Source organism: uncultured Neglectibacter sp., assembly GCA_937958185.1.
Lineage (GTDB): Bacteria > Bacillota > Clostridia > Oscillospirales > Acutalibacteraceae > Acutalibacter.
On the sequence record CALFFN010000005.1, the window covers coordinates 100,470 to 127,270 of the forward strand.

Sequence of the window (26,801 nt, forward strand, 5' to 3'; positions counted from 1 at the left end):
CGAAAAAAAGCGGGTTATCAAAAAAACATGCAGGATAATGTTGTATTCTCTATCTATCTCCCCTTTCTTTGCACTGTTTGAAATGACGGAGACGGAAAGGAATTGCTTATAAAGAGCTTTCCTTTTCACTTTTTTCTGATAGAGAGGTAAGCTATGGCGCAACAGGGTATCGGCATCTTATCTGTAGATGCAAAGGACATTTGGCTTAGTAAGCAGGAAAACTCCAACAACAAGAGCGGATATGGCATCAGAAATGCAGATGGCTCCATCAAGAGACTGAAATTCAGCAGCATGCTGGACTTTAGTTTAGAATCACAGGAACTGCAAAAGGCGTTCCACCAGACATATCCAAATGGGAACTTTATTATACGGGAAAACGAAAAGGACTATACGGTAAGTGTTATCAATCTGACCTTCCATTACAGTGTGAAAAAATTCAATTCCTTTGGTGGCGGTCTTTACGTTCGGTATGACATTCCCTCAGAGGAGGTGACCCTGCAGGATGGCGTATACCTGAAAGACGGGGAGCTTTGTGCTGTCAAGGTGAACGAGCCGGTAAAAATCCCTCTGGAAGAAAGCGCTTTGACCTCCTGTTTCAGATACGATGCCGATACATCTACATATCAGGCAAATCCCTATATGCCTACGATAGTAACGGTGGCACAGCTTCGGCGGGAACTCTACGAAAATGGATTTCAGTGTGACGGAAGGCGCTATGTCAGATACAAGAGAAGCGCTGGAAGCAGCCGGGTGGGGAAATGCCTGTTCGTGGACGAAAGGCTGTACCCTGCCCTGCACGAGTGGGAAAAAAGCGGTCTTCGCATTGAGGAAAACCAGGAGATAGATCTTGCCGCGCTGGAGTCCTACATTTCTCTGCCCTTGAGCAGCATGATAGGCACGCTGGAGATCATGCCGGAAAATATCCTTGTGATTGACGATGAGCATAGCCAATTTCGCGATAACGCAGTTGCGGTGACACTTGAAAACGGGCACCTTACCGCAGAAGAAAAAGAGATTCCCATCGACAACAATATCTTTGACGGTCAATCACTTATTGACCCATCTCTCATGGGAGCGTATCGCCGGCAGGGTTTTGTTTTGCTTCGTAACCGTATGTTTAAGTCTGCCTGCTTTAACTGCAATATCCAAAAATGGTTCCGGGATAACGGAATTACTGATGTTTCACAGCTTCATGGTCGGACTAGGGCGAAGTGGATTTCCCAGATCCTGCTGATTACTACCCCCAGCAGCATAAAATATTTGAAGTTCGGTAGCCTAGAGGATTGGCTGGATACCCTGGAGCCCGCTTTCGGCGTGGTCAAGTACGATAAGCCCACCCATTTTTTTGATGGGCGCCTGGTACAGCTGCATTATCAGCTGCTAAATACACTTCACCTGAAGCAAGAAGAGATTGATACCGTAATGCGGCCTTCCTTAGAATACCTGAAAAAACTGAAAACCGATCCGGCGGTATTTCGATGCCATGTGGGTATGAACAGGGGAATTGAATGGGAGGATACCCCGATTCTGACGAAAAATGGTATCGTGTACAAGCTTCTGGGAATCAACGAAGCGTTTACAAATACAAAGCTGTATCACGACTTTAGAACGGAGGCGCTAAAGGCGTATACAAGGAATTTGCGATGCGGTCATATTCTGGTCAATGGCAATTATTCCACGCTTTGCGGAAATCCCATAGAAATGCTGCAAAGCGCGATTGGCACCTTCGACGGAGAATCTAAACTTGGGAAAGGAACCGTTTATTCCAAGCGATTTGCGCCGGGGCAGGAGATCCTTGGCTGCCGTTCTCCGCATATTACCATGGGAAATCTCTGGATCGCTACAAACCTTCCCAACTTAGAGATCGACCGATATTTGAATCTGACCGACACCATCGTCTGCGTCAACAGTATCGGGGAAAACCTGTTGTCACGTCTTTCCGGATGCGACTTTGATTCCGATTCCGTTTTACTCACCGATGAGCCCATTCTTTTGCAAGCTGCGAAAAAGAACTACGGAAGCTTTGCCGTTCCCACAAGCTGTGTGCCAGCAAAGAAAATAACCCGCCGGTATAATCCGGCAGAAAAAGCTGAGTTGGACACTCGCACCAGTGTTAATCGAATCGGGGAAATCGTAAACCTGTCCCAGGAGCTGAATTCGCTTTTTTGGGACAGAGTGAATTCCGGGATTCCTATCAGCGATCTTCGCCCCCTATATTATGACATTTCCATTCTGGATGTTTTGTCGAATATTGAAATCGACAAGGCAAAACGAGAATATGCGATAGACAGCGGGGCGGAACTAAAAAGGATTAAAATGAAATATCGGGAAAGTGATGGAAAGGGTCGTGAGATAAAGCCTAATTTCTTTGGGTTCTTGGCAAAAAGCAAGGGCTATTATGACAACAAACGTAAGAAATACGCATTCCGGAAAACATCGATGGATTATTTGCAGCACACCTTGAACCGTTATCGCAGTCCCATTCTAAAAGAAGATTTGCTCCCCTTTTCCAGTACCCTGAAGTCGGCAAACCCTGACTGTACGAAAGTGAACTACCGGCAGGTCAACCGTGTGCTGGCAGCGGTAAAAGAGAATAAGAAAGAGATCCAGGCAGTATGGAGTCTGGACGATGCGGAAATGGATCGTGAAAAGAAATATTTCATCACCCAAGAGCTTCAGAAAACCATGGTTTGCCGGATAGCCGAACTCAGAATGAACCCCTCCACCATGTACCGCCTGCTGAAGGCCATGGAGGAAGAAGAAAACCGGGATATTTCCCGCAACCTGTTTTATACCTTGTTCGGTACAGCGAATGCTTCTTTTTACGAACTGATTCAGAAATCGGTACAGCCGGTCTCGCTGCTGGAGCCATTTTCCGAAGGACAGATCGAACTCTTCGGAATTCGGTTTCGGCAAAAAAAATTAGGGACCAAAAACAGAAAAATTTTATCTTGACAGCCAAAAAGGCTAGGAATTATGCGGATTTCTGCCATTGGAAAGTTTGGTGATATAGGAGGGAAAAAGAAAAGCCGCCCCATGGCGGTCTGGAAGGCGAGGAAGGACAGAATGATCCCAGTGACAAAGGAACAAGCTGCTTACCTGCGCCAAAGGCTTCCCGGTGTGCGTATCACTACGCTGTGCCGGAAGAAGAGCAAGGGCAGAAGGAAACGCAGGCTTGCCGAGGAATATTTGGTTGTTCAAAAGACTCTGAGAGCTTTTGAGCAATCAAAAAAGATGGAAGGAGGTGAAGAGTCGTGGAACCAAATGAGTTGACATCGTTTAAGGAGTCGTTTATACAGTGTTTTTGCGAGTCTCCAAAAATCAGAACGCTTTTGGGAGCAGAGAGCGACAGTGTGGATCTGAAATACAGACGGATATTTCCGTTTCTGTACGATGCCGCCGCAGCTCAGGAAACAGGAGCTTTTCTGTGTATCGACACTGCGGTGCGCAGCACAGAGGTGAAAACCTATAAAAGACTTGAGGTGATCGTTTGGTGTTATGCCCGGCAGCAAGATTTGAAGGCAGATGAGGGCAGCCGCTGTGATTTACTTGCTCAGGAAGCCTATCAGATCGTAAACGGGCACACCTTCCATGCCAGACCCTTGAAGCTTGCTTCCATGATCCCCTTCCGTCCCGCTCCGGGGTATCGTGGGAAGCGCATGATCTTTGAAGCAACAGTAATGGACTGACAGGCGATGCAAAACACAAATCTTTTATTGGCGTCAGACCTTCCCATTACCGAAACGCTTTCCCTGCGCATTCCCACGGTTGGAGAGATCCTTGACTTCGGCGAAGACGATTATTTTGGCATGGCACAGGCTTTTTCCAGCGTTCCCTATGACGCTCAGCTTTGGCTGGACGATATGGGCATTGACTATCAGGAGATCAGCGAGTTTGAGCTGTTCTTTCTGACCCTGTGCGGATACCGCAATAAGGACCTCTCCCTCCTGTTTGGTCCGGCGGATCTGTCCCACATGGAGTTCGGACAAAAAGCCGATGGGGACAAAATCCTTTTTGACTCCACACAACAGCTTGTTATCGACGAACTGCTGCAAAGGGAGATTGCCGATGGCATTCGGTTGATCCACGGCTGGAAGCGAACGGAAAAGACAGCCGGAAATCAGGAAAGCAAAAAGTATATGCTGGAAAAGCTTCGGAAACAGCGGAAACGCTCCCGCAATAAGCCGAAAACAAAGTATTTGGAGGATCTGGTAGTGGCTATGGTAAACCATCATGACTTCAAATACGACTATACCGGCGTGCGGGAGCTGAATATCTACTGCTTTCACAGAAGCGTCAATCAGCTCTTGCATGGTCGGAATGCCGATGCGCTGTTACAGGCCGTTTATAACGGTAAAATTGATTCCTCCAAACTCGATGAAATGGCCCTGTCATTCATCAGACCGGCGAGTGATCGCTGAAAAGAAAAAAGAAAGGATGTATCGCAATGAACATCAACGAACTGTCTATCACAAGCCTCGACACCATTACTGCCTTTGGCATCAATGGCGGCGAGCAGAAGTTTGTTCTGGATGAGCTCCAGAACGCCACGATCTCCAATACTCAGGAGACCACTCCCCTGACCGGCAAGGGCGGCCGTACTCTCAGCAACCTGAAGAAGAATAAGGCTGTCAAGGTTTCCGGCGCCAACGGCATGGTGTCTCTGGCACTGATGGCCGCCAATACCGGCACCGAGGGTGCAACCAAGGAAACCACCGTGAAGATCGCCGACTATCTGGCTGTTTCCGGCACGGAGGCCACCACCCGCTATGCTGCTGTGGGCACCGCCGGCAATGAGATCGGCACTGTTTTCGTCAAGAACCCCAACGGCACCCAGAAGAAGAAGCTGACCCAGGCCGCAACGGCGGCGGCAGGCAAGTTTGCCTATGATCCCACCACGAAGAAGATCACCTTCGCCGAGGGCGACATTGCCGAGGGCGATGAGATCGTATGCTGGTACGACCGCAAGGTGACCGGCGATGTGGTCTCCAACGTGTCCGATCAGTACAGCGAGAAGCTGGAATTGTATGTGGACGCTACCGCCGAGGACAAGTGCCACAACGAGTACCACGTGCAGTTCTATCTGCCCTATGTGGATTTCTCCGGCAATTTCGACCTGACCATGGGCACCGAGCAGACCGTCCACAATTTCGAGGGCACCAGCCTGGCTTCCGCCTGCGGCCGCGGCGGCACCAAGTTCTGGGATATGATCGTTTTCGGTGACGAGGAAACCGCCTGATGGCAGAAAGCCGTCAGGTGCCCTGCAAGGTGTGTGGGAAGCTCTTCACGCCCTGCAATAAGACCAGCCGGGAGCTTGGTATGTTCAACTGGAGAGAGGTAGCCTGTTCGCCCCAGTGCGGCATGGAATATCTCGAACAGGTGACTGCGGCGCGTTCCCAAAAAGACGGCGGCTCCGGGCAGGAAAAAGCAGAATAGCATAAACGAATGGGGGCGGCGGAATGCCCCGCCGCCCTTATTCCCTGCTTTCAGAAAGGATAATGCAATATGCAAAAAACAGACACACAAAAGGCGGTCAGTACGCTTACCTATGCTTCCGGTGGGCAGAAGAAAACCATTTCAGTCAGGAAGCGTCTTGATTTTGCGGAGTTCGGCGCAGCAGCGGAGGTAGCTGTAAACGCACTGTATACGGGAGGAATGTACAAACCTTATCTGAAGCAGTACGCGCTGGCGGCTACGGTAGTACAGTTTTATACGGACTACAACGGTTCGCTGGAGCCGGACAAATTCATGCAGCTGGTAGAGCAGGAGGACTTCTACCCCCAGCTTCGCAAGCTGATCGACGAATCCCAGTATTTCCAGTTGGAGGATACGGTGGAGGAAATGGTAGACTACCGCAATTCTGCCGCTCCGCTGGCGGAATTTGTCCGGGAGATCTTGGGAAATGCGGTAACGGACGCCGTTTCCTCAATGCAGAAGGAAAAGAAAACGGAAAGCGAACCACAAAAATGAACACCATGAAACGTCACGAGAGAGGTGATTCTATTGAGTGACAGCAAACAAATGCCGGTAACGGCAGCGTTGGACGAAGCGGCTTCCCGGCAGCAGCTGGAAAGCCAGCTTAGCAGGCTTTCTCAGGAGATCGGCGCAAAATCAAAAATCACAATAGGCTTCAAGCTGAATGACGGGGATATCGCCTCGGAGAGCCAGCGGCTTTCCAAGGCCCTGCAAGCCAGTGTGGAAAAAACCAGCCTGAAGGTTTCCGATATACAGGTAGACAAAAAGGCGACTGACGGTTTCTCGAAAATCATCAAAGGCATTGGAGAGCAGGCGTCTTCCAGCCTGAAAAAGAGCATCGGTGACGCGGGTAGACGATATATGCCCGCCGCATTCCAGTGGTAACACAGAACGAGCCGTGCGCAGAAATGGCGTGCCCGGCAAGGGAATGCGAAGAAAACAGCCTGAAATGGTATGTGTAAGAAACATACTCCTTTTTTCATCGTTTCTGGACGGGAAACTCCCCAGAAATTCCGGTTACTAACCTGTCGTGGCGACATGGCAGGGGCAATGGGTAATGCCAAAGGGTAGGCGGCAGCATATAGGTTCGCTTAGGCTCAGTATGCTGCCGCTGGAAGTAAGAAGACCGGGATTTGGGATGATCCGCACCTAACCCGCTCCGAGTATCGGAGGGGAGTGGTCAGAGAGTATCTTAGGTGGCCGGTACAATGCGGCCTTACGCATGGGAAAGCCTTTTCCCAGTATCGGCATGGTGTATTCCAAACTGTAGGCAAACGGACTGCCGAGAAAACGATGGGGGAAAACGAAAAAAGGGGGGGAATAACCCTCTTTTCCATTCTAAGGGGCCAAAATGGCGCTTTTATGGCTTTTTAGAGGTATTTCTCCTGTCCGTACAGACTCCCCGCCTCGAGGGTCAGAAAGGCAAAAGAAAAGCACCCGGAATTTTCCGGGTGCAAAATGAGCGGTATGCAGGTGACAAAAATTACCAAGCATAGCCGCAGTTATTGCAGACAAAGGTTTTAAAAGTATAGTTTGGTTCTCCGAGTTCGCTTGCAAACGGATGACGAGATTCGCGTTTGGGTATCTTTTTAATGTCAGGTGAACCACAGGTAGGGCATTTGGGGATGTAAACGGGCTTTTGTTCTGTAATTTTTGTATCCATAAAATCACCTCAGATTCATTTTATTACTATTACTAAACAAAGTCAAGGCTTAGTCAGCCAATTCAGTTTGATAGCTAAAGAAATATCTGATTCTTTAACACAATCAATGTCGAACGGCACATTAAAAAGTTTGACTGGGGCTTTAATTCAGGGAGCATTCGGAGGTATTACCGGGGCATTAGTAAATTTTGGCGTAGATCTTGCCGTTGACCAGTTAGATCAATGGATTCGCAAGGATGAAATTCTAATCGAACAGGCTCAAACGCTTCAGGCGAAATATGATGATGTAAAAGAAAGCGTTCAAAATAATATCCAAACTCTTTCCGATTTGGAAGAGGAGTACGACACTCTAAACAAGAAATTTCAGTCCGGCAGCTTAAATACGGAAGAAAGCGAGCGTTACCGGGATATAGTTCAGCAAATTGCCGATATTTCCCCTGAATTGGTAGAAGGATATGACGCTGAAGGTAAGGCCATTATACGCAAAAATGATGCTTTGAGAGAGAGCATTCGGCTTCAGGAAGAGAAAGAACGCAGGGAATTAGGCGATAAAGTCAGCCCAGAGAATCTGAAAAAAACATTAAATGCCGATCTGGCGGCATCGCCGGCAAAGCAATACTTTGGAAAGTACATTGATGATTATGGCGAAACAGCTTGGGGCGGTGAATTTGAGAACTTTGGGTATTCGCTGACGTATCTTTTTGGAAAAAGCCCTGAGGCTTTTTCCCAATGGGGTGGGCAGGATAGCATTGATTTTGCCAGCGATTTGTTAAATTCTATTGGAATTAAAAATATCAGCTCCGAAATCGAGAAGTATACTACTTCGGAAGGTTTCAATTCCATAGCGCTATTGCAAGATTATGCAGATACTATTGCTGAGAATGCTGAAGCGATAGTAGAAGGTGCACGAAGCAAATATGGCAATGATCCGGTAACAGGTGTGTTTTTTGATGAACGCGCTGGTGATTTCAAAAATCAGGTCAATAAATACAAGAATGCTGTAAGCGGCGCAGAAGAAACAAGTGAAGCGATGCGCTACCACCTTATAGAAGTTGCGCGATATAATGAAGCCTATTCGCAAATGAGCGATGAACAGGCCATACTCTTCGACAGTATGCTCCAGCGGTTTGATTCCCGCAATTACGCGGAGCTGGGTGACGAAGAAATTGCGGAGATGACAAAGCAAGTCAACTCCATGGTGGAAAAGGTAGCGGGAAATACTGAGGCGCAGGCTATCCTGGATAGCATGTTTAATCTGGACTCATCTAACCTCAGTGTAGATGAATACAACTCGCAATTAAACGCTCTCTTTGGACAGCTGGCATATGCTATCAGAGAAAATTTCAGCAGTGAGGAAATTGCGGATCTTAAGCTGAAATTGGGGTTTGATGAAAATACTTATCAGGACCAGTTACAGCAGGTTCGCGCCAAACTGAGCGATGAATTCAAGGGGCGGGAAAACTGGCTGACAACGGATGCTCTGAAAGTTGCCTGCACGATTGAGGGAGATGACCTCAGCTGGGACAACCTGATGACTAAAATCACCGAAGCCAAAAGGGCAACACGTGATTTGAATCAATCATTTACTGAATTGTCAACACCCTTGAATGAAATCAGCCAAGCGGAAAGCCTGTTTGCACGGGCAACTGAAGAAGCAAATTCTCAGGGAACGGTTTCCGCTGAAACGCTGAGTGCCTTGGCTTCTTTAGACCAGGACTATCTCAACTGTCTGGACGATAGTAATGGAAAACTGACCCTGAATGCTGATAAATTCAAAAAAGTAACGGACGGAAAACGGGAAGCAGCGCAGGAAGCCGTGAAGGCTGAGCTGGCAGAAAGTGTTTGGTCGGCGGCATTAAATGGCTCTAACGAAGAAATGGATACTCATATTGCAAAACTCATGGCTATGAGTAATGAGTATGATGACACTATTCCCGATGGGCCGGGTGTTCTGAAAGCAAAAGAAGCAATAACCGGCTTTATCCAATCCAGAAAAGAAGGCAGCAATGATACATCTGAATTCCTCGATGAGTTAAAAAGCATATCAAAAGAACAGCTGGAAAAAGTTGGTGTTTCAGTTGATGAGACTACAAAAGCTCTTTTTCTTGGCAAAGACGAAAATAGAATCGAGATCAAAGCAGACACTAACTTTGCCGATATAGAAAACTACTGGCATTCCATGCAGGAAGAGATAAATGAAACGCCGCTGTTTTCAGTAGACGAGGCCGCCGAGGAAGCAATCAGCTCACTGGTAGAGAAGAAAAAGTATTTATCCGAACTGAATACAGAAGCCGGAAGTTATGGAGTAGGTTTAGAATATCAGCAAACAGAGCAAGAAATAGATGAGCTGATTCAAAAAATCGCATTGCTTCCACCCGAAATTCTCACTACTTATAACTTGCAGGTCAACAAAGACGGCGAATTAGAGTATCTTGATTCCGAAACAAATGAAACTGTTGTTATTACCACCGAAACCCTGGATAAAGGCGTTACAGAACACCTCAATGGAATCTTAGCGCAAAAGGCTGAAGTAAGTAATACCGCCGAATTTGCAATTCAAGTTGATTCCGCTGTCGCAATGGCCCAAATGGCGGCAATTAACACGATGAAAGCCCTCACTGGTCAAGATGTTTCCTTTGGAATATACCCTACCTATTATAATTCAGGAAACAGTAATAAACCCATCGGCACCGCCGAAGCCTCCGGTACCGGCATCAGCGGCGTGCCGGAAACCGGGAATGTGCTGGTGGGTGAGGAAGCGCCGGAAATGTATGTGAACCGCCGGACGGGGCGGTGGCAGCTGGTAGGCATGATGGGCGCGGAGTTCATTCATGCGGAAAAGGGCGATATCATCTTCAACGCCCGGCAGACCAGAAGCCTTTTGAACAACGGCTTCGCCGCCTCCCGCGGAAAAGCTTTTGCCAAGGGTACGGATGAGTTCCTCAATTTCAGCGGCGGCCGGTATGTTTCCCACACCGATTGGTCCAAGTGGTCCCGGACAGGCTTCCGCAGCCTGGGCGGCACGGTAACCTTGAAGCCCAAGGTGGAGGATAAGGACGTATACCTTGCCGATATCGATGAGCTGTACGAGGCCGAAACCCGCCTGAAAGCGCTGCAGCAGGACGAGGAAGCCTTGAACCATGCCCTGAAAATGACGGACAGTCTCAGCGAGCAGGTGAACCTTACCCGCCAGCTCAATGAGAACTACCGCCAGCAGCAGGCGGAGCTCCACGCAGCCAACGAGCGCCGGGACGAGCTGATCAAAGCCAATGTGGAAAAGCTGCGCGGCGCTGGCTTTAACGTTTACTATGACCCGGAGCAGAACCGCCTGATGGTCGCCAACATGGAGCATATAAACGAGCTCATGGGCGGCAGTCAGGAGGAAACTAACGCTCTCCGCCAGGAGTATGAGAAGCTGATCTCCGACACGGAAAAGCTCAATGAGGCCAACCAGAAAAGCTCCGCCGAATGGCTGAAGCATGAAGAGGCTATCCGCAAGAACCGTCAGGAAATGGTGGAGAAAAATCTCCAGGGATATAAAGACTTCATTTCCTATGCGGACGATTTCGACCTTTGGGGCAAGATGGACACCACCAAGGTGGACGTGCTCAGAAATCAGCTGATCTACCTGAAGCAGGCCTTCGACCAGAACCTGATCTCCCTGGACGAATTCACGAAGAAGAGCAGAGAGATTGGCAAGGAAATCTACAAAGAGCAGAAAAGCGCTCTCAAGGAAGTTATCGAGCTTACCGAGGACCTCATCAAGAAGGAAACCAAGGATCGGGTAGACGCTCTAAACGACCAGATCGACAAATATCAGGAGATCATCGACCTGAAAAAGAAGGCCCTTCAGGACGAGGCCGATGAAAAGGACTATTCCAAGGAACGCGACCAGAAGCTGAAGGAGATCTCCAAGCTGCAAAGCCAGATCTCCCGCCTGAGCCTGGACGACAGCCGGGAAGCCGCCTACGAGCGCATGCAGCTGGAGGAAGAACTGGCGGAAAAGCAGCAGGAGCTGGTCGATTTCCAGGAAGACCATGCCCGGGAAGCCCAGATAGACGCCCTGGACGAGGAAGCGAAGCGCTTTAAGGATGCCAAGGATCAGGAAATCAAAGACGCAGAAGCCGCTATTGACACCGAAGGGAAACTCTATGAAGCCGCTGTAAAACGAATTGACAGCGAAGGGGAAAAGCTGAAAGATGTGCTGATCTCCTATGTGAAGGAGTACAAAGACGCTATTGACGGCGAAAATTCTGTTAAAACGGCATGGGAAGCCGCCATGCAGGCGAAACAGGGGTACAATTCCATCAAAGACGCGTTCCCGGGGATTAACACCGAAACCATCGGCGGAGAGAACGCTGCCGAAATTTCAGCGAAAGTTTCCCAAATGCGCCACAACAGCAATATGTATACCGGCTCTGATGCGGAGGGCAAGGCGAGGCTATCCGCCGAAAATCTCCGCTTGGGAGAGGAAATCAACAGTCTGCTGGGCGATTTGGGCCAGGTAAAGAGAGAAAACGGCACCTGGTATTTTATCGACAGCAGCGGTGAAAAGGAACTGCTGTACAGCATCTACCATAAGGGCGGCATTGTCGGCGACAATATGGATATCCGGGACGACGAGGTCTTCGCCCTGCTGCAAAAGGGCGAAATGGTGCTGGACCGTGCCGGGAAGGAAAACCTTTACGAAACGATAGATTTTGTGAAGGAAATGCGGGACCGCTTTGGCGCGGACATTTCCGAGCGGTTTGCGCCCTTCTCCCCCACCTTCCCCAGCCTGACGGAGCGGTACGACAGCGCAGTGCGGGAGGTCTCTCACTTGAACGATACCGTGTTCAGCCCCACCATCAACGTGGAATTTCACCACCAGGGCGTCATGAAGGACAGCGATGCTGTAAAGTACGGAAACATGATTGCCAATACCGCCCTGGACAGCCTGCAGAATATGTTTGTCAAAACCGGGATTTCCACCCATCGTTTTGCAGGCTTTAAGCAGTAAAAAGCTTGTTCGGCGTCCTGTGCGCTTTGGGCGCACAGGACAGACCGAACCAACGACAATGGAAAGGAGGAATACTATGGTCGTAAATTTCAGTGAATTTAAGCGCGGGGAACGCCCGGTGCTGGTTCTGCGGAATTTGAGCGGCGACGTGCTGGCTCCGCTGGGCTTTGCAAACAACGTGAGCCTTTCGCTTCACTATAACGAGGTTTCGGAGCTTACCTTCGAGCTTCCCGCCTATGCGGACGGCGAGCCCACTCCGGATTACGACCTTGTGATCGGAATGCGCATTGCCGATCTGCAAGGGATCGGCCGGTTTATCCTCACAGACCCCAGCGAGCGGGACACTGGAAAAACCAGGGTGAAAACCTGCAAGGGCTACTCCCTGGAGTATGAGTTCACCTTCAGAAAAATTTCCATGCCCCGGGGCACTTACGAGTTTTATAACGAGATCGGCTTCGAAGATTCCATCATCGGCAGGATCAAAGAGCTGATGCCCCGGTGGCGCTTTGAGGTGGACGAAAAGCTCATCGGGCGGCACCGCACCTTTGAGGTCAGCGGGGAAAACCTCTATAACTTCATCAAAAACACCCTGCAGACCAGCTATAATTGTGTGTTCGATTTCGATACCTACACCTACACCGTTCATGTGCGGGAGGTGGACAGCGAAACGGTGACAAAATCCGTGTATCTTTCGACTCAAAATCTGATTAAGGATTTGATTATAAACGAGGACACGGAGGGTATTATCACCTGTCTGGACGTAAACGGCGCAGAGGGCGTGAATATCCGGGACGTGAACCCCATTGGCTCCAATAAGCTTTACAATCTGGACTATTTCCTGAACGAGCAGAACTTTACCCCCGCCCAGCTGGAAAAGTGGAACAGCTGGAAGCAGGCGTGCCGCCTGGCACGGGACGAGTTCTACCGGGGCTGGCTGGAATGCGATATACGGCGCTCGGAGATCGACACGGAAAAAGCCCGGCTGGAGGACATGGAGACCCAGCGCAAGGTGAAAGAGCAGATTTCCTCCGCCCTGCAGGAATGGATATTGGCCGGAAAGAAGGAGGAGGATTTTCCCGCCAAGGCGGAGGATTACGAGAGCGCAACAGAGCCGCTGGAAAAGATCCACGAGGAGCTTTCCCGGCTTGCGGGCGAGATCAATATGCAGAGCGCGCTGATAGGCGAGAAGGAAGACGAGCTGAAGACTGCGGAAGAGAGCTTATACGCTGCGGCGGCAGAGCTGAAGCCCTCCGTCTATTTCACCCCGGAGGAATGGCAGCAGTACAGCGCTTACATGAAAGAAGATTCCCTCACCGAAAGCTCCTTCGCCATGTCCACCGCCTCTTCCTATGCCGGGCACGGCACAAAAGGGCAGTATGACGGCGAATATCTTCTCAGCGAGGCGAATGTGACGAAGATCCCCCGGCAGGAAACGGGGAAAACCCTGTATACCGTGCAGGGCGGCGTGCTTGCCGTACCGCCGGAGCTGGGCAGCCGGTTCCCGGCAAAGGTGGTAAACGCCACCCTGGAGGTCACGGACGATGGAGAGGTGATTTTCAGCGCCCTGCTGAACCTGCCCATTGAGGGGGCGGCGCTGGGAAGCGAGCCGGAAGAAACCGGGCAGGAGGAACAGCGAATGTTCCGCACGGCGTACCTTTCTCTGACAGGAGCCCGTTTCTCAGCCGTGCAGGACGATACCGTGTTCCCAGCCGAGCCCAAGGAGCCGGAGGACACTCCCACAGAGCCCCTGAACGCTTACGCCGCCGGAAGCTGGGTGCGCTTCTCCGTAGAGGAAAGCTTTGTCTACCTCACGGAAAACGCCAGCGTGTACGAGCAGAATTCCGTGGCGTGGTCGCTGTACGAGTACGGCGAGGAAACCCTCCGCAAGCTGGCGTACCCCTCCTACACCTTCTCGGTAAACGCCGCCAATTTCCTGGTGCTGGAGGAATTCGAGAGCTTTAAGGATCAGCTGGCGCTGGGCGAGCGGATTTTTCTTCAGCTGGACGAAGGCAAGCTTTTGCAGCCCTTTGTCATCGGCGTGGACTACAGCTTTTCCGACCCCACCAGCTTCTCCATTCGGTTCAGCGATAAATACTGTTCCTTCGATGCGGCTTTCCGGCTGGTGGACCTGCTGGAGCAAAGCGTTTCCATGGGGAAAAGCGTGGATTTCAGCAAGTACACCTACCGCAATTTCGTGGACAGCGGCGCACAGACGGAAGTGCAAAGCTTTATCCAGTCCGCCCTGGACGTTTCCAAAAACGCCGTGCTTTCCTCCCAAAACCAGGCCATTTCCTGGGACGAAAGCGGCTTAAAGCTGCGGAAATGGAAAAACGACCAAAACCACGCCGAGGGCTACGAGGACGACCAGATCGCCATGCTCAACAACAACATTGTGTTTACAGCCGATGGGTTCCAAACGGTGAAAATGGCGATTGGGCGTTTCAAGGACGAGACCCGGGGAAGCTGCTTCGGTATTGTGGCTCCGAATATCGTGGGAACCCTGCTGGCAGGGGAAAACCTGCGGATCCAGACAAAGAACGAAGAGGGGAAGCCCATTGCCTTTCAGGTGGACGAAACCGGGGCAAAGCTCCACAATGCGGAGTTTGACATTACCACAAACACCGAAAAGGGACTGCGGCAAATTGTGCTGAACCCTGATGTGGGAATTGCCATGGGGATTTACCCGGTCTACAACGAATCTGGCTTTGACAAAGAAAACGCCAGATTCTACATAGATGCAGAATCTGGCGATGCTTATTTTAATGGTGTGATACAGGCTGAAGATTATTTGGATAAAAACGGGAAGAGCATGGTGAAAAAACTGGAAGACGAAGACCATTACAGGTTTCAGCCGGAATACTTGAACCTTAAGGGCCTTACCATCAAGGACAAGTCCGGAACCACTACCTTTCAAATCGATGAAAACGGTCACGTTACCATGCAGGGGGATATCACCATAAACAACGGCGCGCCCAACGGCACTTTCATCAGTGGCACCAGCATTTACGCTCCCACCATTGAGTCTCCAACTATCAAGTGGTATGACGATAAAGGAGAATTTTTAGGGTCGGTTGGACAAGGGGGCGGTAAAAATGACGGTTCTCCTACCGTCCTTTTGGAGATGAAGTCAATGCAAGGCATTAGTTTAAATGCAGAACATGGTGGAATCAGCTTTATTGCAAATAACGGCGGTGTTTGGTTTAATAGCCGGGCAGGGGCACTAAATGGACTAGACGTAAGAGAATCCTTCCGAATCGCAGCGAAATGTTATTCGCCAGAATATAAAGACGGATGGACAAATGTCATAGAGGCCTTTAAGGGTATAGAAAGCCGGTTGAACAAAGCGGAAAGCGATATAAAAGGTTTAGCTGCCCGGATATCTGTATTGGAGGTTTAATAGTACATATCTAGTCTTGATTTGAAGAAATTAAATCTCGCAGGCTCATAAATCTCAAATTCAGGTCTGCTAAACGGTGCAGTATATATTAAACGAATTTCTTCTCCTCCTAACCCGCTTACATAAAAAGTAAGGCTAAGGGTTTTATCAGTGTCTCCTATCAGCCCCAATTCCTTCATCATGGCTAACATATATTCGTCGAGCACGTCAAAGGGAATAAGGTCTACCGCCCGGACATAGACAGGATCATAGTCTATATTCCCGATGGCATGTATTTTTGTAATAACTCCTTTTATTTCTACTTTTCCGGAGAAAATCTCCCGGAACTCCCGGTAGGTGCAAGCCCCCTCGGGCAGATCGTCAGGGGTGGGGTCAACAAAGGTGGGGTCAAAATTGGGGTCGGCTTCCACGGTGGTGTTTTCCAGAACAGGGTCGGCGTTCACCGCTACCTGGGCTACCTCACAGCGCTGGGCGTTATTTTGGGGGTTCAGCTTCCCGTTGCTGCCGTTCACCACCTTGTGGGTCACCGCCCACTGCATGGCTTCCTTCGCCCAGCTGGAAACAGAGCCGCCATCGGGGAACTGGGAAAGGATATCGCTGTCAAAGCTGGCGTCGTTGCCCGTTTTCTTGGCGTAGTTGTACATGATAACCGCCATCTGCTCTCTTGTCACGTTCTTTTCCGGGGCGAATTTCCCATCGCCCACGCCGGAGATCAGCTCCGCCCGGTAAGCCCATTCCACGGCGGGGGCGTACCATTTATCTTTATTTACATCGGAAAAGCTGCTTTTCCCCGTCCAGGTGGATTTGTCAAAGTTGGAGGTTTTATTGGAAAGCACCTGCACGAACATGCCCCTTGTCATGGGCGCGTTGGGGGAAAAGGTGCTGCCGTCGCCGGTGCCGTTGAACAGGCCGTGCTCATATACATATGTCACCGCGTCCTGATACCAGATATTCTCCGGCACGTCGGTAAAAGGCAGCCCCGCCGCGGAAGCGGGCAAAGTCAAGGTTCCCAATAAAAGTACAGCGGCTAATAACAAAGAGATGAGCTTACGATGCAGTTTCATAGAGGCAGCCTCCTTCAATTTCATTTCTGTAACACCGATAAGTTCTGTTTCAATTATATAGGTCTCTATTGCCGAATGCAAGCCCTTTTTGTGATTTTCATCTGAGTTTTTCTCAGGTTTTATATAGATTTGCAGGTTAATTTTCAAATTTGCAGGGTAATTCTGCACAGGTTCGGAGAGCTTTTCTCCGGGAAAGGAGAGACATGACGAACAAAGAGATCAAAATCAGGCTGGTTCAGGTCCTGCAGGCGCTGAATACCATTCCGGTCAGCGGCAAGGTCAGCCTGACAAACCTTGCGGGAAGCATTGGGGTGCTGGAAGACATCGTTCAGCAGCTTCCCGATGAAGAAGAAAAAGAAGAATAGATCACAGAAGCATGAAAGGAAAGAAGGTGATGCAATGGCTTTTGAAGGCTGCGGCTTTGCGTTTGACGGCGTTCCCTCCTCGGAATTTGGGCTGGAAATCTATGAATTCGGCTCCAATACTCAGGAGGATTCCCCCATCGCCTCCACCGGGGAGGTCCTTTCCCAGCAGGTGGAGGGGAAGCCCCGCTCTTATTTATACGGGGTGGCGCAGAACAAGCCGCTGGAATTTAAGCTGGTGTTCGGCGTGAACCGAAAGTCCATTTCTGCCCACAAGCCGCTGGACAGGTGGGATATCCAGACGGTCACGGCATGGCTCACCGGGCATGACGACGGCAAGTGGAAGTGGCTGGAAATTGAGCAGGACGATATGGAAACAGTGCGTTACCGCTGCCTGATCTCCGAGCTTACCCCCATTTCCGAGGGGCTGGAAACCTGGGCGTTTTCCTGCCGGGTGACCTGCGATTCCCCCTTTGGGTACACCTACCCGGAGCGGTACGTTTACCGCCTGGCGGGGGCGCCGAAGCAGGTGCTGCTTTTTAACCGCAGCACCTTCCACGGACCGTACTATCCCCGGCTGGAGCTTTCCCTGAAAAGCGGGGACGGCGTTTCCATCGTCAACGAAAGCGACGGCGGCAGGAAATTCCAGTTCTCCGGGCTTGCGGGCTTTGTTCCCCTGATCCTCACGGTCGATAACGAGAACCAGGTGATCCGGGCGGACAAGCAGCTGCCGAAATCCGTTTATTCCTATTTCAATATGAATTTCTTCCGGCTGGTGCGGGGGGATAATTCGCTGGTGATAAACGGGCAGGGCACAGTCAAGTTCATTTGCGAGTATCCCATGAATGTTGGGGGGTGAGACAGATGATTAACGAAATCTACAGTATGCCGGAGGTGAAGTTTGTAGCCGGGGAAACGCAGACCTTTGTGTTCCACCTCTATTTTGAGGCGACCCGGGACGCGTTCAATGCCAACGGCTGCAAGGTGAACTTTGCCGTGATCGACTACACCAACAAAAGCGGGAAGCCCCTGCTTTGCAAAAAGTGTAAAATACGGCTGAACAGCGACGGCGTTCCCAATATCGCGGAAGCATACCTCACGCCGGAGGACACGGCGGGGCTGTACGGCAAGTACGTCTATCAGCTTCAGATCCGGGATATCGACGACGAAGTGGAAATCCCCGGGCAGGGGCTGCTTGTCATCAGCAAGAACATTCACAAAGGCTTTATCTATCACACAGGCACGGAAACCGTGTCTCAGTAACCACATTTTTGAAAGGATGATTTTTTTATGAACACTACTTACTTTTTGAACCAGATCATGGGCAACGTTTTCGGCTCCAGGAAAGACCCCGCCCTGCCTGCCAGGTATTACCTGGGTCTCAGCACCACCGCCCCCAATGTGGACGGCACCGGCGTGTCTGAGCCCAGCACCCCCGGCGACGCATACGCCCGCGTACTGATCGATTGCTTCTCCGAGCCGGTAAACGGCGTGATCAAGAATACGGCGTCTCTCACCTTCCCGGAAAGCATGTATCCCTGGAGCACAGCCGCCGCCCCCATCACCCATTATGTGATCTATGACGCCCCGGAGGGCGGAAATCTGCTGGTGTACGATGTGCTGTCCCTGAGCCGCATCGTGGAAACTAATACCGTGGTGGCGATCAAGCGGGAAAGCCTGACCATCACCCTGAGCAATCCCACAGAGCCGGCGGGGGAATGAAATACTCCGCCCCAAGGAAGGACGGTGGGGTAATTGAAGCACTTTGACGTTTTTCTGCGCCGGAAGGTCACAGAAACCGACCTGTATATTCAGGAGCTGGTGCAGCGAAAAGATTTGGCAGGCAAGGACTATCTGGTTCTTTTTTCGGAGGAGGCCCTTGCCCACCTGGAGAAATATATCGCACCGCAGGCGGTAATGGAGCTGGTGGAGCAGATTCTTCCCATGCTGAAAACAGCGTATACAACCGGGAAGGACAAGCTGCTCCTGACAGCGGCGGGCAAGCTCTTTTCCACGGCGTTCGCAGGGGAGATATCTGATGAACTGATTCTTGATACGACCAGCGCCGCTGCACGGGATATAAAATACGCAAATGCGGAGGATTCGGCACGCCTTTCCTCCGCTCCCGTAAGGGAAACGGATACGGTAAAGTACCTGTCTTCCGAAAGCGTTTCCGTCCTCACAGCCGCAATGGACTGCGCGCTGTGGCTGGTTCGCAGGTATGCTTCCGCGCAAAGCGCCAGCTTTTTGAGCAGCGGTCTGTCAGCGGGAAGTACGGCTTATTCCGGCGGTTTGGACAGAATGAAGCTGTTTACAGAAAATCCAACAAGCCGATTGGTGCGGTTCAGAAATCTGGGGGAAACCTTCCCCTTGACGCTGGAATCCATGCAGGACAGAACGCTGGAAGACCTGATTCTGGAAGTTATTGACTAAAGGGGGGACGGAGAAAATGAGCGAGCATTCGCCAAATTTGAATTTGAACCTGTACAGCGAAGCGGACGTAAAGGAAAAATTCCTCACGTTTTTGGAACAGCTGGCAGGCTCCGGAGCAGAATCCAACATGATGCTGCTGGATGCGGCAATCAAGGCCGTGCGGGACGCGCTGCCCCAAAAAGCCGATTTGGTTGATGGGAAAATCCCTGCCAGTCAGCTTCCGTCCTTTGTGGACGATGTGGTGGAATACAACACAAAGGCGTACTTTCCCATTTTGGGAGAAGCCGGGAAAATCTATGTGGACACCTCTACTAACCTGACGTACCGTTGGAGCGGTTCTACCTATGCGGAAATATCCCCCTCACTGGCTCTGGGGGAAACGCAGTCCACGGCTTTTCGAGGCGATTTGGGAAAAGAAGCCTTTGAACATTCTCAGGAAACGGGGAATCCACATGGCGCTACCGCCGCTGATATCGGCGCGCGGCCCAGCACATGGACACCAACCGCGGCAGAGGTGGGGGCGCGGCCGGATGACTGGATGCCAACCGCCTCAGATGTAGGCGCGGATCCTTATGGTTCCGCATCTGCCGTACAGAGTAATTTGAATAATCATACCGGCAATTCCGCAATCCATATCACAGCATCAGAACGAAGCAGCTGGAACGGGAAGCTGGATGCATCAAAAATTGTAGCCTCTACTACTGACTTAACGGCTGGCTCTTCAGCATTGGCCACCGGAACGCTCTATCTTGTCTATGAATGATGAGGAGGGCGATCTATGGCAACGAGATACAACTACACAGGAGCGGAGCAGACCTTTACAGTAACGCAATCAGGGTATTATACCATTGATGCAGTTGCCGCGGGAGGAAGCGGAGGCAACAAGTATGGGACATCTTATGCCGCTGCCGGTGGAAAAGGCGCTCGCCTGGTTGGCACCTATGCTCTGAGGAAAGGAGAAATCATCCACATTGTTGTAGGCGGTACAGGCACTTGCGTACAAGCCACTGCCACGGATGGTTCTTCTGGTGGCGGAGGAGGGTATACCATGGTGATTCGGGAGATTCCCGAAGTGGTTGACAGCCGTTTCCAGTTTACTAAAAACGGACAGGCCTTTGAGGTGCTGCTTCTTGTTGCAGGCGGAGGCGGCAGTCACGACTGTGCCTATCGAGGCAGTGCTGATACAGGAACAAACGGAAATGCCAGCGCATACTGGCATCCGGATAACTATATTGCGCCCTCTAACTCAACCTGTGCGGCGACTGGTCACACTTCGGAAGTGCTGTCGGTTCAGCAATATATTTCTCAAAACGCTGTTGGCGCAAAGTACACCAGAAACGGCGGGATTGCACAGGGCGGATATGGCGGTGGAGGAGCGGCAGACGATAACCGCTCTTTTGGTGGAGGTTGGGCTTCTTACACATCTTATACAGCGGGAAGCTGGTCGATAAACCCCTCTGCCACAGGAACTGACGGTTACAACTCTGGAAACGGGTACTGCACTTTTACCTTTTTGAGCGCCTTTCATGGAGCTGTTTACTACGGAATATCCTCAAAAGCTCAGAAGGTTAAAAAAGTGTATATCGGTGTTTCAGGGAAAGCAAGAAAAGTAAAAAAGGTCTACTACGGAGTAGACGGAATTGCACGATGCGTCTATCAAGATGAGTCGTGACGAAATAGGAAGGAGGTTATTGTGTGAGTGAAAAATCTCCGAATATAGATTTGACATTGTATACCAATGCGGACGCGCCAAAGAAATTCGGCGTATGGCTGGAAGAGATGGCAGGGGCGGCTCCCACTTCAAATATGATGAAAATTGACGCTGCTTTTTCCCAAATAGAATCTGATCTTTCTCTGAAAGCAGATCTTGAGGACGGGAAAATCCCGGCGGGGCAGCTTCCTGCTTTTGTGGATGATGTTTTGGAGTTTGATTCCGCCGCTCAATTTCCCAACAAGGGAGAATCCGGAAAGATCTATGTAGCCACTTCTACAAACCTGACTTATCGGTGGAGCGGAAGTTCCTATGTGGAGATCTCACCCTCGCTCGCGCTGGGAGAGACGTCTGCGACGGCTTATCGCGGCGACAGGGGAAAAATTGCCTATGCCCATTCGCAAACAAGTGGAAATCCCCACGGCACGACTGCCGCTCAGGTTGGCGCGCGCCCGGATACTTGGGTGCCAACGCCGGAAGAGGTAGGCGCTGATCCTGAGGGAAGCGCGGACGCAGTGCAAAGCAATCTGAACACGCACAAGGGAAATTCAACAATACATATCACTTCATCAGAACGCAATGCGTGGAATGGTAAGTTGAATGCTTCCGAGCGCGGTTTGTCCGGGGGAGTAGCGCCTCTCGATGAGAATGGAAAGGTGCCGAAGCAGTATCTGTACCAGCAGAGCGGCTTTGTGGCACAGGAGACAGAACCGGACAATACTGGGCTTCTCTGGATCGACACCTCGGTAGCGAACGGGGTGATCAAGTATTTTAACGGCACGGATTGGGTCGCGGTATCCGGTGTGTGGTCATAAGTGTAATTTTTTGACGCAGAAGCGATAGCTTTTCGATTTTGCGGGAAAGGAAAGAACCATGAAACAGATGACAGCAAAATTTACATTGGCAGACGGCTCTGTACTTGAGATTGGAAGCCAGAAGGTGGAAAACCTTCAGATAAACTACACTGAGGGGGAAGGAATGCAATCTCTCTCTTTGATGAATTACCCCAAAGACGGAAATGGTTTTGTATTGAAGGATATGGCGGGACGGCTGATTTTGGCAAATGAGCAGGTCCTCAGAGTTCAGCTTCTGCTGGAGGATTCCCTGGTGTCGGAAATCACTGAGCTCCCCCTCAGCGTTCAGTATAATGTAAACTATGGCCCTTCCTCCTTGATGGAAACGATCCGTGTCATGACGGTGGAGAAAGGCGATAGCGAATCATGAGCACAGAGAGAGAGCCATACAGGGCTTCCGACATAAACGGACTGTACAGTGAGCTGAACGAGGTGCGCTCCTCTCATGGCTTGGCGGTTTTTTCAGCTCTGACCGCAGCAGGAGAACTTGCCGCTTCTTCTACAGCACAGGAGTTGAAGTCTAAGCTGGAGCAAACCTCCTTGGAATCCAATTTTCTTTCCACATCTGACTTTCCGTTGGGAGAGATCGATCCTGGAGATGTTATGAAGCAGACGGTCGTGTCACTTGCCGCGCAAGCCATTGAAACGATGAAAGCGGCCTGTACGAACTATGCCAATAAAACTTCGGACCGCCTTTCTCACAACACGGATCGCAGCGGAAACAATGCAAATTATTCCACAAACAAGAGCAGTGTTTCCACCAGCTATGCCAATTACTCCGGAGATAATTCCAACTATGCCAATAAATCCTCCAACCGCACCTCCTACAACGGGAACAACTACAGTCCGGGCGGAAATTCGGGAGTAAACAGCAATTATGCCAACAATTCCGGTTCTGTTTGCGGTCATAATACCTGCAATGCCAACTATATGAACTATGCGGCCAACAAAAGCGGTAACAACGGCAATTATGCCAATTACAGCGACAAGACTTCTCACAATGGAAATCAGGTAAACTGCAGTGGAAATTGCTCCTCCAATTATTCCGGTAACCGGGGGAACAAGGCCAATTACACAGATTGCAGTAACTATACAAACAAATCGGACGTGCCAGGCGTTATAAAATAGAAAGGGGGTAACACCTTATGAAGTTAAACCACGGCTGCTCTGTCTGCAAGCCGCCGGACCAGCTGGAGCCGTTGCAGGAAATCACTCTTTTTACAACGGCGCTGTGCAACTTGAAATGCACCTATTGCTATATCTGCAAGGACAATTCCAATGCTCTGAAAAAAATTGACGAAGATATCCGGCAGGATTGGGAAGCACACAATTACGTTTCCCGGCTGAGAACAGAGATGCGCCAGGAGGATTTGGATTCCATTCGAAATATCAGCTTATGGGGAGGCGAGCCTCTGATTGGCATACGGAGGTTTTCCGGACAGTTTGAGGAGTTTTATAAACTGCTCCCCGCTCTGGAACGAATCGACTTCTCTACGAATCTCACACTGCCCAACGCCGTTCCCCTCATACAGGAGCTGGCAGATACCATCGGCGCGGTGAGCAAAAAGGAAAAATTTTACATCGATGTTCAGATTTCCATTGACGGTCCGGAAGAAATCAACGATCCGAACCGGGGCGAGGGAACTACCGGAAAAATTCTGGAAAATTATCAAAAGCTGTTGCGGGTAAAATTGCCTCGGAATGTCGGGATCAGAGTTACCACAAAGCCAACGCTTTCCGTAGATACCATGGATTGGTTTTTGGAGGAAAGCAATGTCAGAAGCTATTTTGCTTTCTTCGATGAAAGCTTTCGGCTGCCCTTTACAGAGGCTGATCCCGCGATCGAATCTGTCTTTTTGGGAATTCCCAATTATGCCGAACCCTACGGCTATACACAGGCTGACGGAAGGAAGTTCGCCGAGGTTTGCAGAGTTTTTCAGAAAGTGTCCCACGATCATGATTTTCCTGCCTTTCGCGGCAGGTCGCTGGTGCCTTATGTGGACCGTTACAGTATGGGGGGACAACAGGCGAATTTCCGTGAATTCTACTGCGGCGGCGGATGTGGTAAGCTGGTATACAGTGCGACATTGACGCCTCACGGGCGGTATTCTGTCTGCCACAGAACGCTTTTTGATTCTTACGTGGAATACCACAATTCCGCAAGGACGGAAAAGCTGAGCGCCAAGCAGGACTATGTGGATGACGGCTGTAATTTTGGTCTGGAGGACTTCCGCAGACACCGAAAATCCATGAATCTGATTTACTTCAATCCAAGCAAGTTGATTTATTCAGACGCAAAAACCATGATAAAGCTGGCTGCCAATTCTGGCGTTATCGCTTCAAAGTACGGAAACGAGGAGCAGGCTGCCGAAGTGATGGACTTTATGTGCAGACCCGGCATGTGCCTTGCGTCCAACATGGAGCTCTGCCATTCCCTCTTTGTGCAGCCCTATTGGTGGATCAGGCTGTTTTTGAACGGGGCAATGGACACCATGTTGGAGGAATTAAAGGAGTATGAACATGAATAGCACAGACCGGTTGGAGCGAAATCGAATGCTCTATACCTTGTTTGACCGGCAGTTTTTTCGTAAATGGAACCCGGAGAATAAGCTGGGAACGATAGAACTTATTGTCACGGCGGATTGCGATATGCAGTGCGAATACTGCTATATTCACCGTTATGGGGACAGGCTTTATCCCAGAGAACTCAGAAACAGCGAGACGATCCTCGATAATCTGGAAATTCTTTTGAACTGGATTGAAGACAAGCAATATTACATTGAAACACTGGACATTTTCTCGGGGGAATTCTTCGCGGGAGAGCTGGGCTTTCAGGTGTTGGAAAAAATCTATCAGCATGCGCTGCGCCGGCGGTTTTGCGGCGCCATTGTGATACCCTCAAATTTTTCGTTTGTTGGCAGCGAAAAACGAACAAGCAGGGTGGAGGAGTATTTCTCCAAATTTGAAAAAATCGGGATATCTATGTTTCTTTCCTGCTCTATTGACGGCAAGGGCGTGGACGACACTGCCAGACAAAGCCTGAAGGACTACCGTACCGACGAGTATTACGACAAGGTGTTTTCCTTTTCTAAAAAGCACCGGTGCGGTTTTCATCCTATGGTGAGTAAGGAATTTGTAGCAAACTACAAGGAAAGCTTCGACTGGTGGGTCGAAATGCTGCTGAAGCATTTTGGGGAAGAGGCAAAGTTTTATGTTCCCATGCTGCTGGAGGTACGCAACGATACGTGGGATACCGCTTCCCTAAGCGATTATTCCGATATGCTGTGGTATATTGCAGAAAGCTCGCTGAAGCATTTCCACAAGGGGGATGTCAAGGATTTTATTCATCGCATCTTTCATGTTCCCGGGAAATACGAACATGTGACTATGGGCGATATACTGAAGCTTCCGTTTACCAGTAACCGCTGCACCTGCTCGATCCAATCCGGCCCGGTAGTGAGGCTGGGCGATTTGGCATTGGTGCCCTGCCACCGAACCATGTACCCGGAATATCATTACGGTCGGCTGGCGGTAGAAAATGGTAAAATCGTGGGGGTAGAAGAAAAAAATGTCAGCTTGGCAGCCAAAATCTATGCCATGAATCCCAATGTCACACATCCGAAATGCTCTGGGTGCGCAATCAAGTCGATTTGCCTCAGGGGCTGTCTTGGTTCTCAGCTGGAGGTCAACCGGGAACTGTTCGCGCCTGTGGAAAGCGTGTGCGACCTGATGTATACCAAATTTAAGACGCTTCATGAAATCTACGGTTTTTACCATGCTTATCAGATGATTGAAGCGGACCCGGAAATCCCGGCAGAATATAAAAGGCAGGTAAAATACATAAAAGGAGTGCTGGAACGCATATGAACAGGAGCTTTGAAGAGCTGCAGGCTCAGCTGGCGAACGACTTGTGCAGCGTGATCAATAACAACCGTGCAGAGCCGGGGTTGTTTTCTGACCTGTTGGAAACTATGAGGGCCATCTACTATCTTGACGGTCAGGACTCAATGAATCTATCTGTGGTGCTGATGCTGGAATATGTGTATCATGAGCTGATCGCTCCCTCACAGATCGCACAGATCTATAAAGATATCGCCCGCGCTCTGGTGGTCTACCATATTTCCCGGCTGGCAGACGGAAAAGACCATCAGGACGATGCTGGCTATATAGAAAGCGATGTGCAGGAGGGCTTTGATATCGGTTGAGGCCAACAAAGGAACACGGCAGAGTAAGGAAGTGATCGATATGAACGAATGGACCGTAGTTACCGTGATCATCGGCTTGGCGGGTCTGATTGTTACCGTTATGGCGCCAATCCTGAAGTTCAACAACACGGTTTCCAGATTATCCACCCTGATTGAAGGCATTTTTGAGAATATCAAAAGACTGGAGGAGGAAAACGCAGCATTTCGAGAGCACGCGTCCGAATCTCACCAGAGGCTTCATGAGCGAATCGACGGAAATGAACAGAGGCTGCAAAATCACGAAATCAGGATTGTGAAACTGGAAACTCGAGATGAGAAAGAGATGACAGCGGAAAAGTAGATTTTCATAAACGGAACGGAGGAAAGCGCCTATGAATATCAATTGGAAGGTCAGATTCCGGAACAAGAGCTTTTGGCTTGCCCTCATTCCGGCTGTATTGCTGCTGATTCAGACCGTAGCGGCTGTTTTTGGGTATTCGCTGGACTTGGGTGAAACGGGAAACCGCCTGCTTGCGGTAGTTAACGCTGCCTTTGCGGTGTTGTCCGTTCTCGGGGTGGTGGTGGATCCAACTACTGAAGGAACAGGCGACAGCAAGCAGGCTTTAGAATACAGCCACCCCAAGAAAAGGGGGGAATGA

The 26,801-nt window shown here is 50.2% G+C and carries 26 protein-coding genes; 25 read left to right on the forward strand and 1 reads right to left on the reverse strand.

Going from position 1 to position 26,801, the window contains the following annotated elements; genetic code table 11:
- Positions 1-153: 153 nt before the first annotated feature.
- The 10 genes from AB8996_RS01305 to AB8996_RS01350 all read left to right on the forward strand — a co-directional run bounded on the left by AB8996_RS01305 (position 154) and on the right by AB8996_RS01350 (position 15,534).
- Entirely contained in the window at positions 154-2,955 is a 2,802-nt protein-coding gene (locus AB8996_RS01305; protein WP_369297165.1) for a hypothetical protein, read from the forward strand.
- An 81-nt stretch (positions 2,956-3,036) separates the two neighbouring features.
- Positions 3,037-3,273, forward strand: coding sequence for a hypothetical protein (locus AB8996_RS01310; RefSeq protein ID WP_369297166.1), 237 nt, complete (start codon positions 3,037-3,039; stop codon positions 3,271-3,273).
- Between the two features lie 80 nt (positions 3,274-3,353).
- A complete protein-coding gene (locus AB8996_RS01315) occupies positions 3,354-3,689 on the forward strand; it encodes a hypothetical protein (RefSeq protein ID WP_369297167.1) in 336 nt (111 codons plus the stop codon).
- A 6-nt stretch (positions 3,690-3,695) separates the two neighbouring features.
- Entirely contained in the window at positions 3,696-4,421 is a 726-nt protein-coding gene (locus AB8996_RS01320; RefSeq protein WP_369297168.1) for a hypothetical protein, read from the forward strand.
- A gap of 26 nt (positions 4,422-4,447) precedes the next feature.
- A complete protein-coding gene (locus AB8996_RS01325; RefSeq protein ID WP_369297169.1) occupies positions 4,448-5,239 on the forward strand; it encodes a hypothetical protein in 792 nt (263 codons plus the stop codon).
- Positions 5,239-5,436: a hypothetical protein gene (locus tag AB8996_RS01330; RefSeq protein ID WP_369297170.1), complete on the forward strand. Its 198-nt coding sequence runs from the start codon at positions 5,239-5,241 to the stop codon at positions 5,434-5,436. Before AB8996_RS01325 ends, AB8996_RS01330 begins: the two co-directional genes overlap by 1 nt.
- Before the next feature lie 69 nt (positions 5,437-5,505).
- Positions 5,506-5,970, forward strand: a complete 465-nt coding sequence (locus AB8996_RS01335) for a hypothetical protein (RefSeq protein ID WP_369297171.1) — start codon at positions 5,506-5,508, stop codon at positions 5,968-5,970.
- A 33-nt stretch (positions 5,971-6,003) separates the two neighbouring features.
- On the forward strand, positions 6,004-6,360 hold the full coding sequence (locus tag AB8996_RS01340) for a hypothetical protein (RefSeq protein WP_369297172.1): 357 nt from the start codon (positions 6,004-6,006) through the stop codon (positions 6,358-6,360).
- An 884-nt stretch (positions 6,361-7,244) separates the two neighbouring features.
- A complete protein-coding gene (locus AB8996_RS01345; protein WP_369297173.1) occupies positions 7,245-12,137 on the forward strand; it encodes a hypothetical protein in 4,893 nt (1,630 codons plus the stop codon).
- A gap of 76 nt (positions 12,138-12,213) precedes the next feature.
- Entirely contained in the window at positions 12,214-15,534 is a 3,321-nt protein-coding gene (locus AB8996_RS01350; protein WP_369297174.1) for a hypothetical protein, read from the forward strand.
- On the opposite strand, the gene AB8996_RS01355 is transcribed toward AB8996_RS01350, so the two are convergent.
- Complete coding sequence (locus AB8996_RS01355) at positions 15,531-16,598, reverse strand: S-layer homology domain-containing protein (protein ID WP_369297175.1); 1,068 nt, start codon at positions 16,596-16,598, stop codon at positions 15,531-15,533. The two genes, AB8996_RS01350 and AB8996_RS01355, sit on opposite strands and share 4 nt — an antisense overlap.
- Before the next feature lie 203 nt (positions 16,599-16,801).
- Between AB8996_RS01355 and AB8996_RS01360 the strand changes: the two genes are divergently transcribed.
- From AB8996_RS01360 to AB8996_RS01430, 15 genes are read left to right on the forward strand one after another with little or no spacing between them, the layout of a single operon-like run.
- Entirely contained in the window at positions 16,802-16,963 is a 162-nt protein-coding gene (locus tag AB8996_RS01360; protein ID WP_369297176.1) for a hypothetical protein, read from the forward strand.
- 34 nt (positions 16,964-16,997) lie between these two features.
- Complete coding sequence (locus AB8996_RS01365) at positions 16,998-17,819, forward strand: phage tail domain-containing protein (protein ID WP_369297177.1); 822 nt, start codon at positions 16,998-17,000, stop codon at positions 17,817-17,819.
- Positions 17,820-17,824: 5 nt separating this feature from the next.
- The gene (locus AB8996_RS01370; RefSeq protein WP_369297178.1) at positions 17,825-18,223 is read left to right on the forward strand and encodes a hypothetical protein; all 399 of its coding nucleotides are present in this window, start codon (positions 17,825-17,827) and stop codon (positions 18,221-18,223) included.
- A gap of 27 nt (positions 18,224-18,250) precedes the next feature.
- Positions 18,251-18,682: a hypothetical protein gene (locus tag AB8996_RS01375; RefSeq protein ID WP_369297179.1), complete on the forward strand. Its 432-nt coding sequence runs from the start codon at positions 18,251-18,253 to the stop codon at positions 18,680-18,682.
- Positions 18,683-18,715: 33 nt separating this feature from the next.
- On the forward strand, positions 18,716-19,393 hold the full coding sequence (locus AB8996_RS01380) for a hypothetical protein (protein ID WP_369297180.1): 678 nt from the start codon (positions 18,716-18,718) through the stop codon (positions 19,391-19,393).
- A 37-nt stretch (positions 19,394-19,430) separates the two neighbouring features.
- Positions 19,431-20,156 carry a hypothetical protein gene (locus AB8996_RS01385; protein ID WP_369297181.1) on the forward strand — a complete coding sequence of 242 codons (726 nt, stop codon included), beginning with the start codon at positions 19,431-19,433 and terminating at the stop codon, positions 20,154-20,156.
- A gap of 15 nt (positions 20,157-20,171) precedes the next feature.
- Entirely contained in the window at positions 20,172-21,065 is an 894-nt protein-coding gene (locus AB8996_RS01390) for a glycine-rich protein (RefSeq protein WP_369297182.1), read from the forward strand.
- Positions 21,066-21,088: 23 nt separating this feature from the next.
- A complete protein-coding gene (locus AB8996_RS01395) occupies positions 21,089-21,919 on the forward strand; it encodes a hypothetical protein (protein ID WP_369297183.1) in 831 nt (276 codons plus the stop codon).
- 58 nt (positions 21,920-21,977) lie between these two features.
- Positions 21,978-22,328, forward strand: a complete 351-nt coding sequence (locus tag AB8996_RS01400; protein WP_369297184.1) for a hypothetical protein — start codon at positions 21,978-21,980, stop codon at positions 22,326-22,328.
- On the forward strand, positions 22,325-23,086 hold the full coding sequence (locus AB8996_RS01405) for a hypothetical protein (protein ID WP_369297185.1): 762 nt from the start codon (positions 22,325-22,327) through the stop codon (positions 23,084-23,086). The genes AB8996_RS01400 and AB8996_RS01405 overlap by 4 nt, the downstream gene beginning before the upstream one ends.
- A 17-nt stretch (positions 23,087-23,103) precedes the next feature.
- Positions 23,104-24,486, forward strand: a complete 1,383-nt coding sequence (locus AB8996_RS01410; RefSeq protein ID WP_369297186.1) for a radical SAM protein — start codon at positions 23,104-23,106, stop codon at positions 24,484-24,486.
- A complete protein-coding gene (locus tag AB8996_RS01415) occupies positions 24,479-25,825 on the forward strand; it encodes a hypothetical protein (protein ID WP_369297187.1) in 1,347 nt (448 codons plus the stop codon). The genes AB8996_RS01410 and AB8996_RS01415 overlap by 8 nt, the downstream gene beginning before the upstream one ends.
- Positions 25,822-26,163, forward strand: coding sequence for a hypothetical protein (locus tag AB8996_RS01420; protein WP_369297188.1), 342 nt, complete (start codon positions 25,822-25,824; stop codon positions 26,161-26,163). The genes AB8996_RS01415 and AB8996_RS01420 overlap by 4 nt, the downstream gene beginning before the upstream one ends.
- Positions 26,164-26,203: 40 nt before the next feature.
- Positions 26,204-26,503, forward strand: a complete 300-nt coding sequence (locus AB8996_RS01425) for a hypothetical protein (RefSeq protein ID WP_369297189.1) — start codon at positions 26,204-26,206, stop codon at positions 26,501-26,503.
- A gap of 31 nt (positions 26,504-26,534) precedes the next feature.
- Positions 26,535-26,801 (forward strand): phage holin, encoded by a 267-nt coding sequence (locus tag AB8996_RS01430; protein ID WP_369297190.1) that lies wholly within the window; start codon positions 26,535-26,537, stop codon positions 26,799-26,801.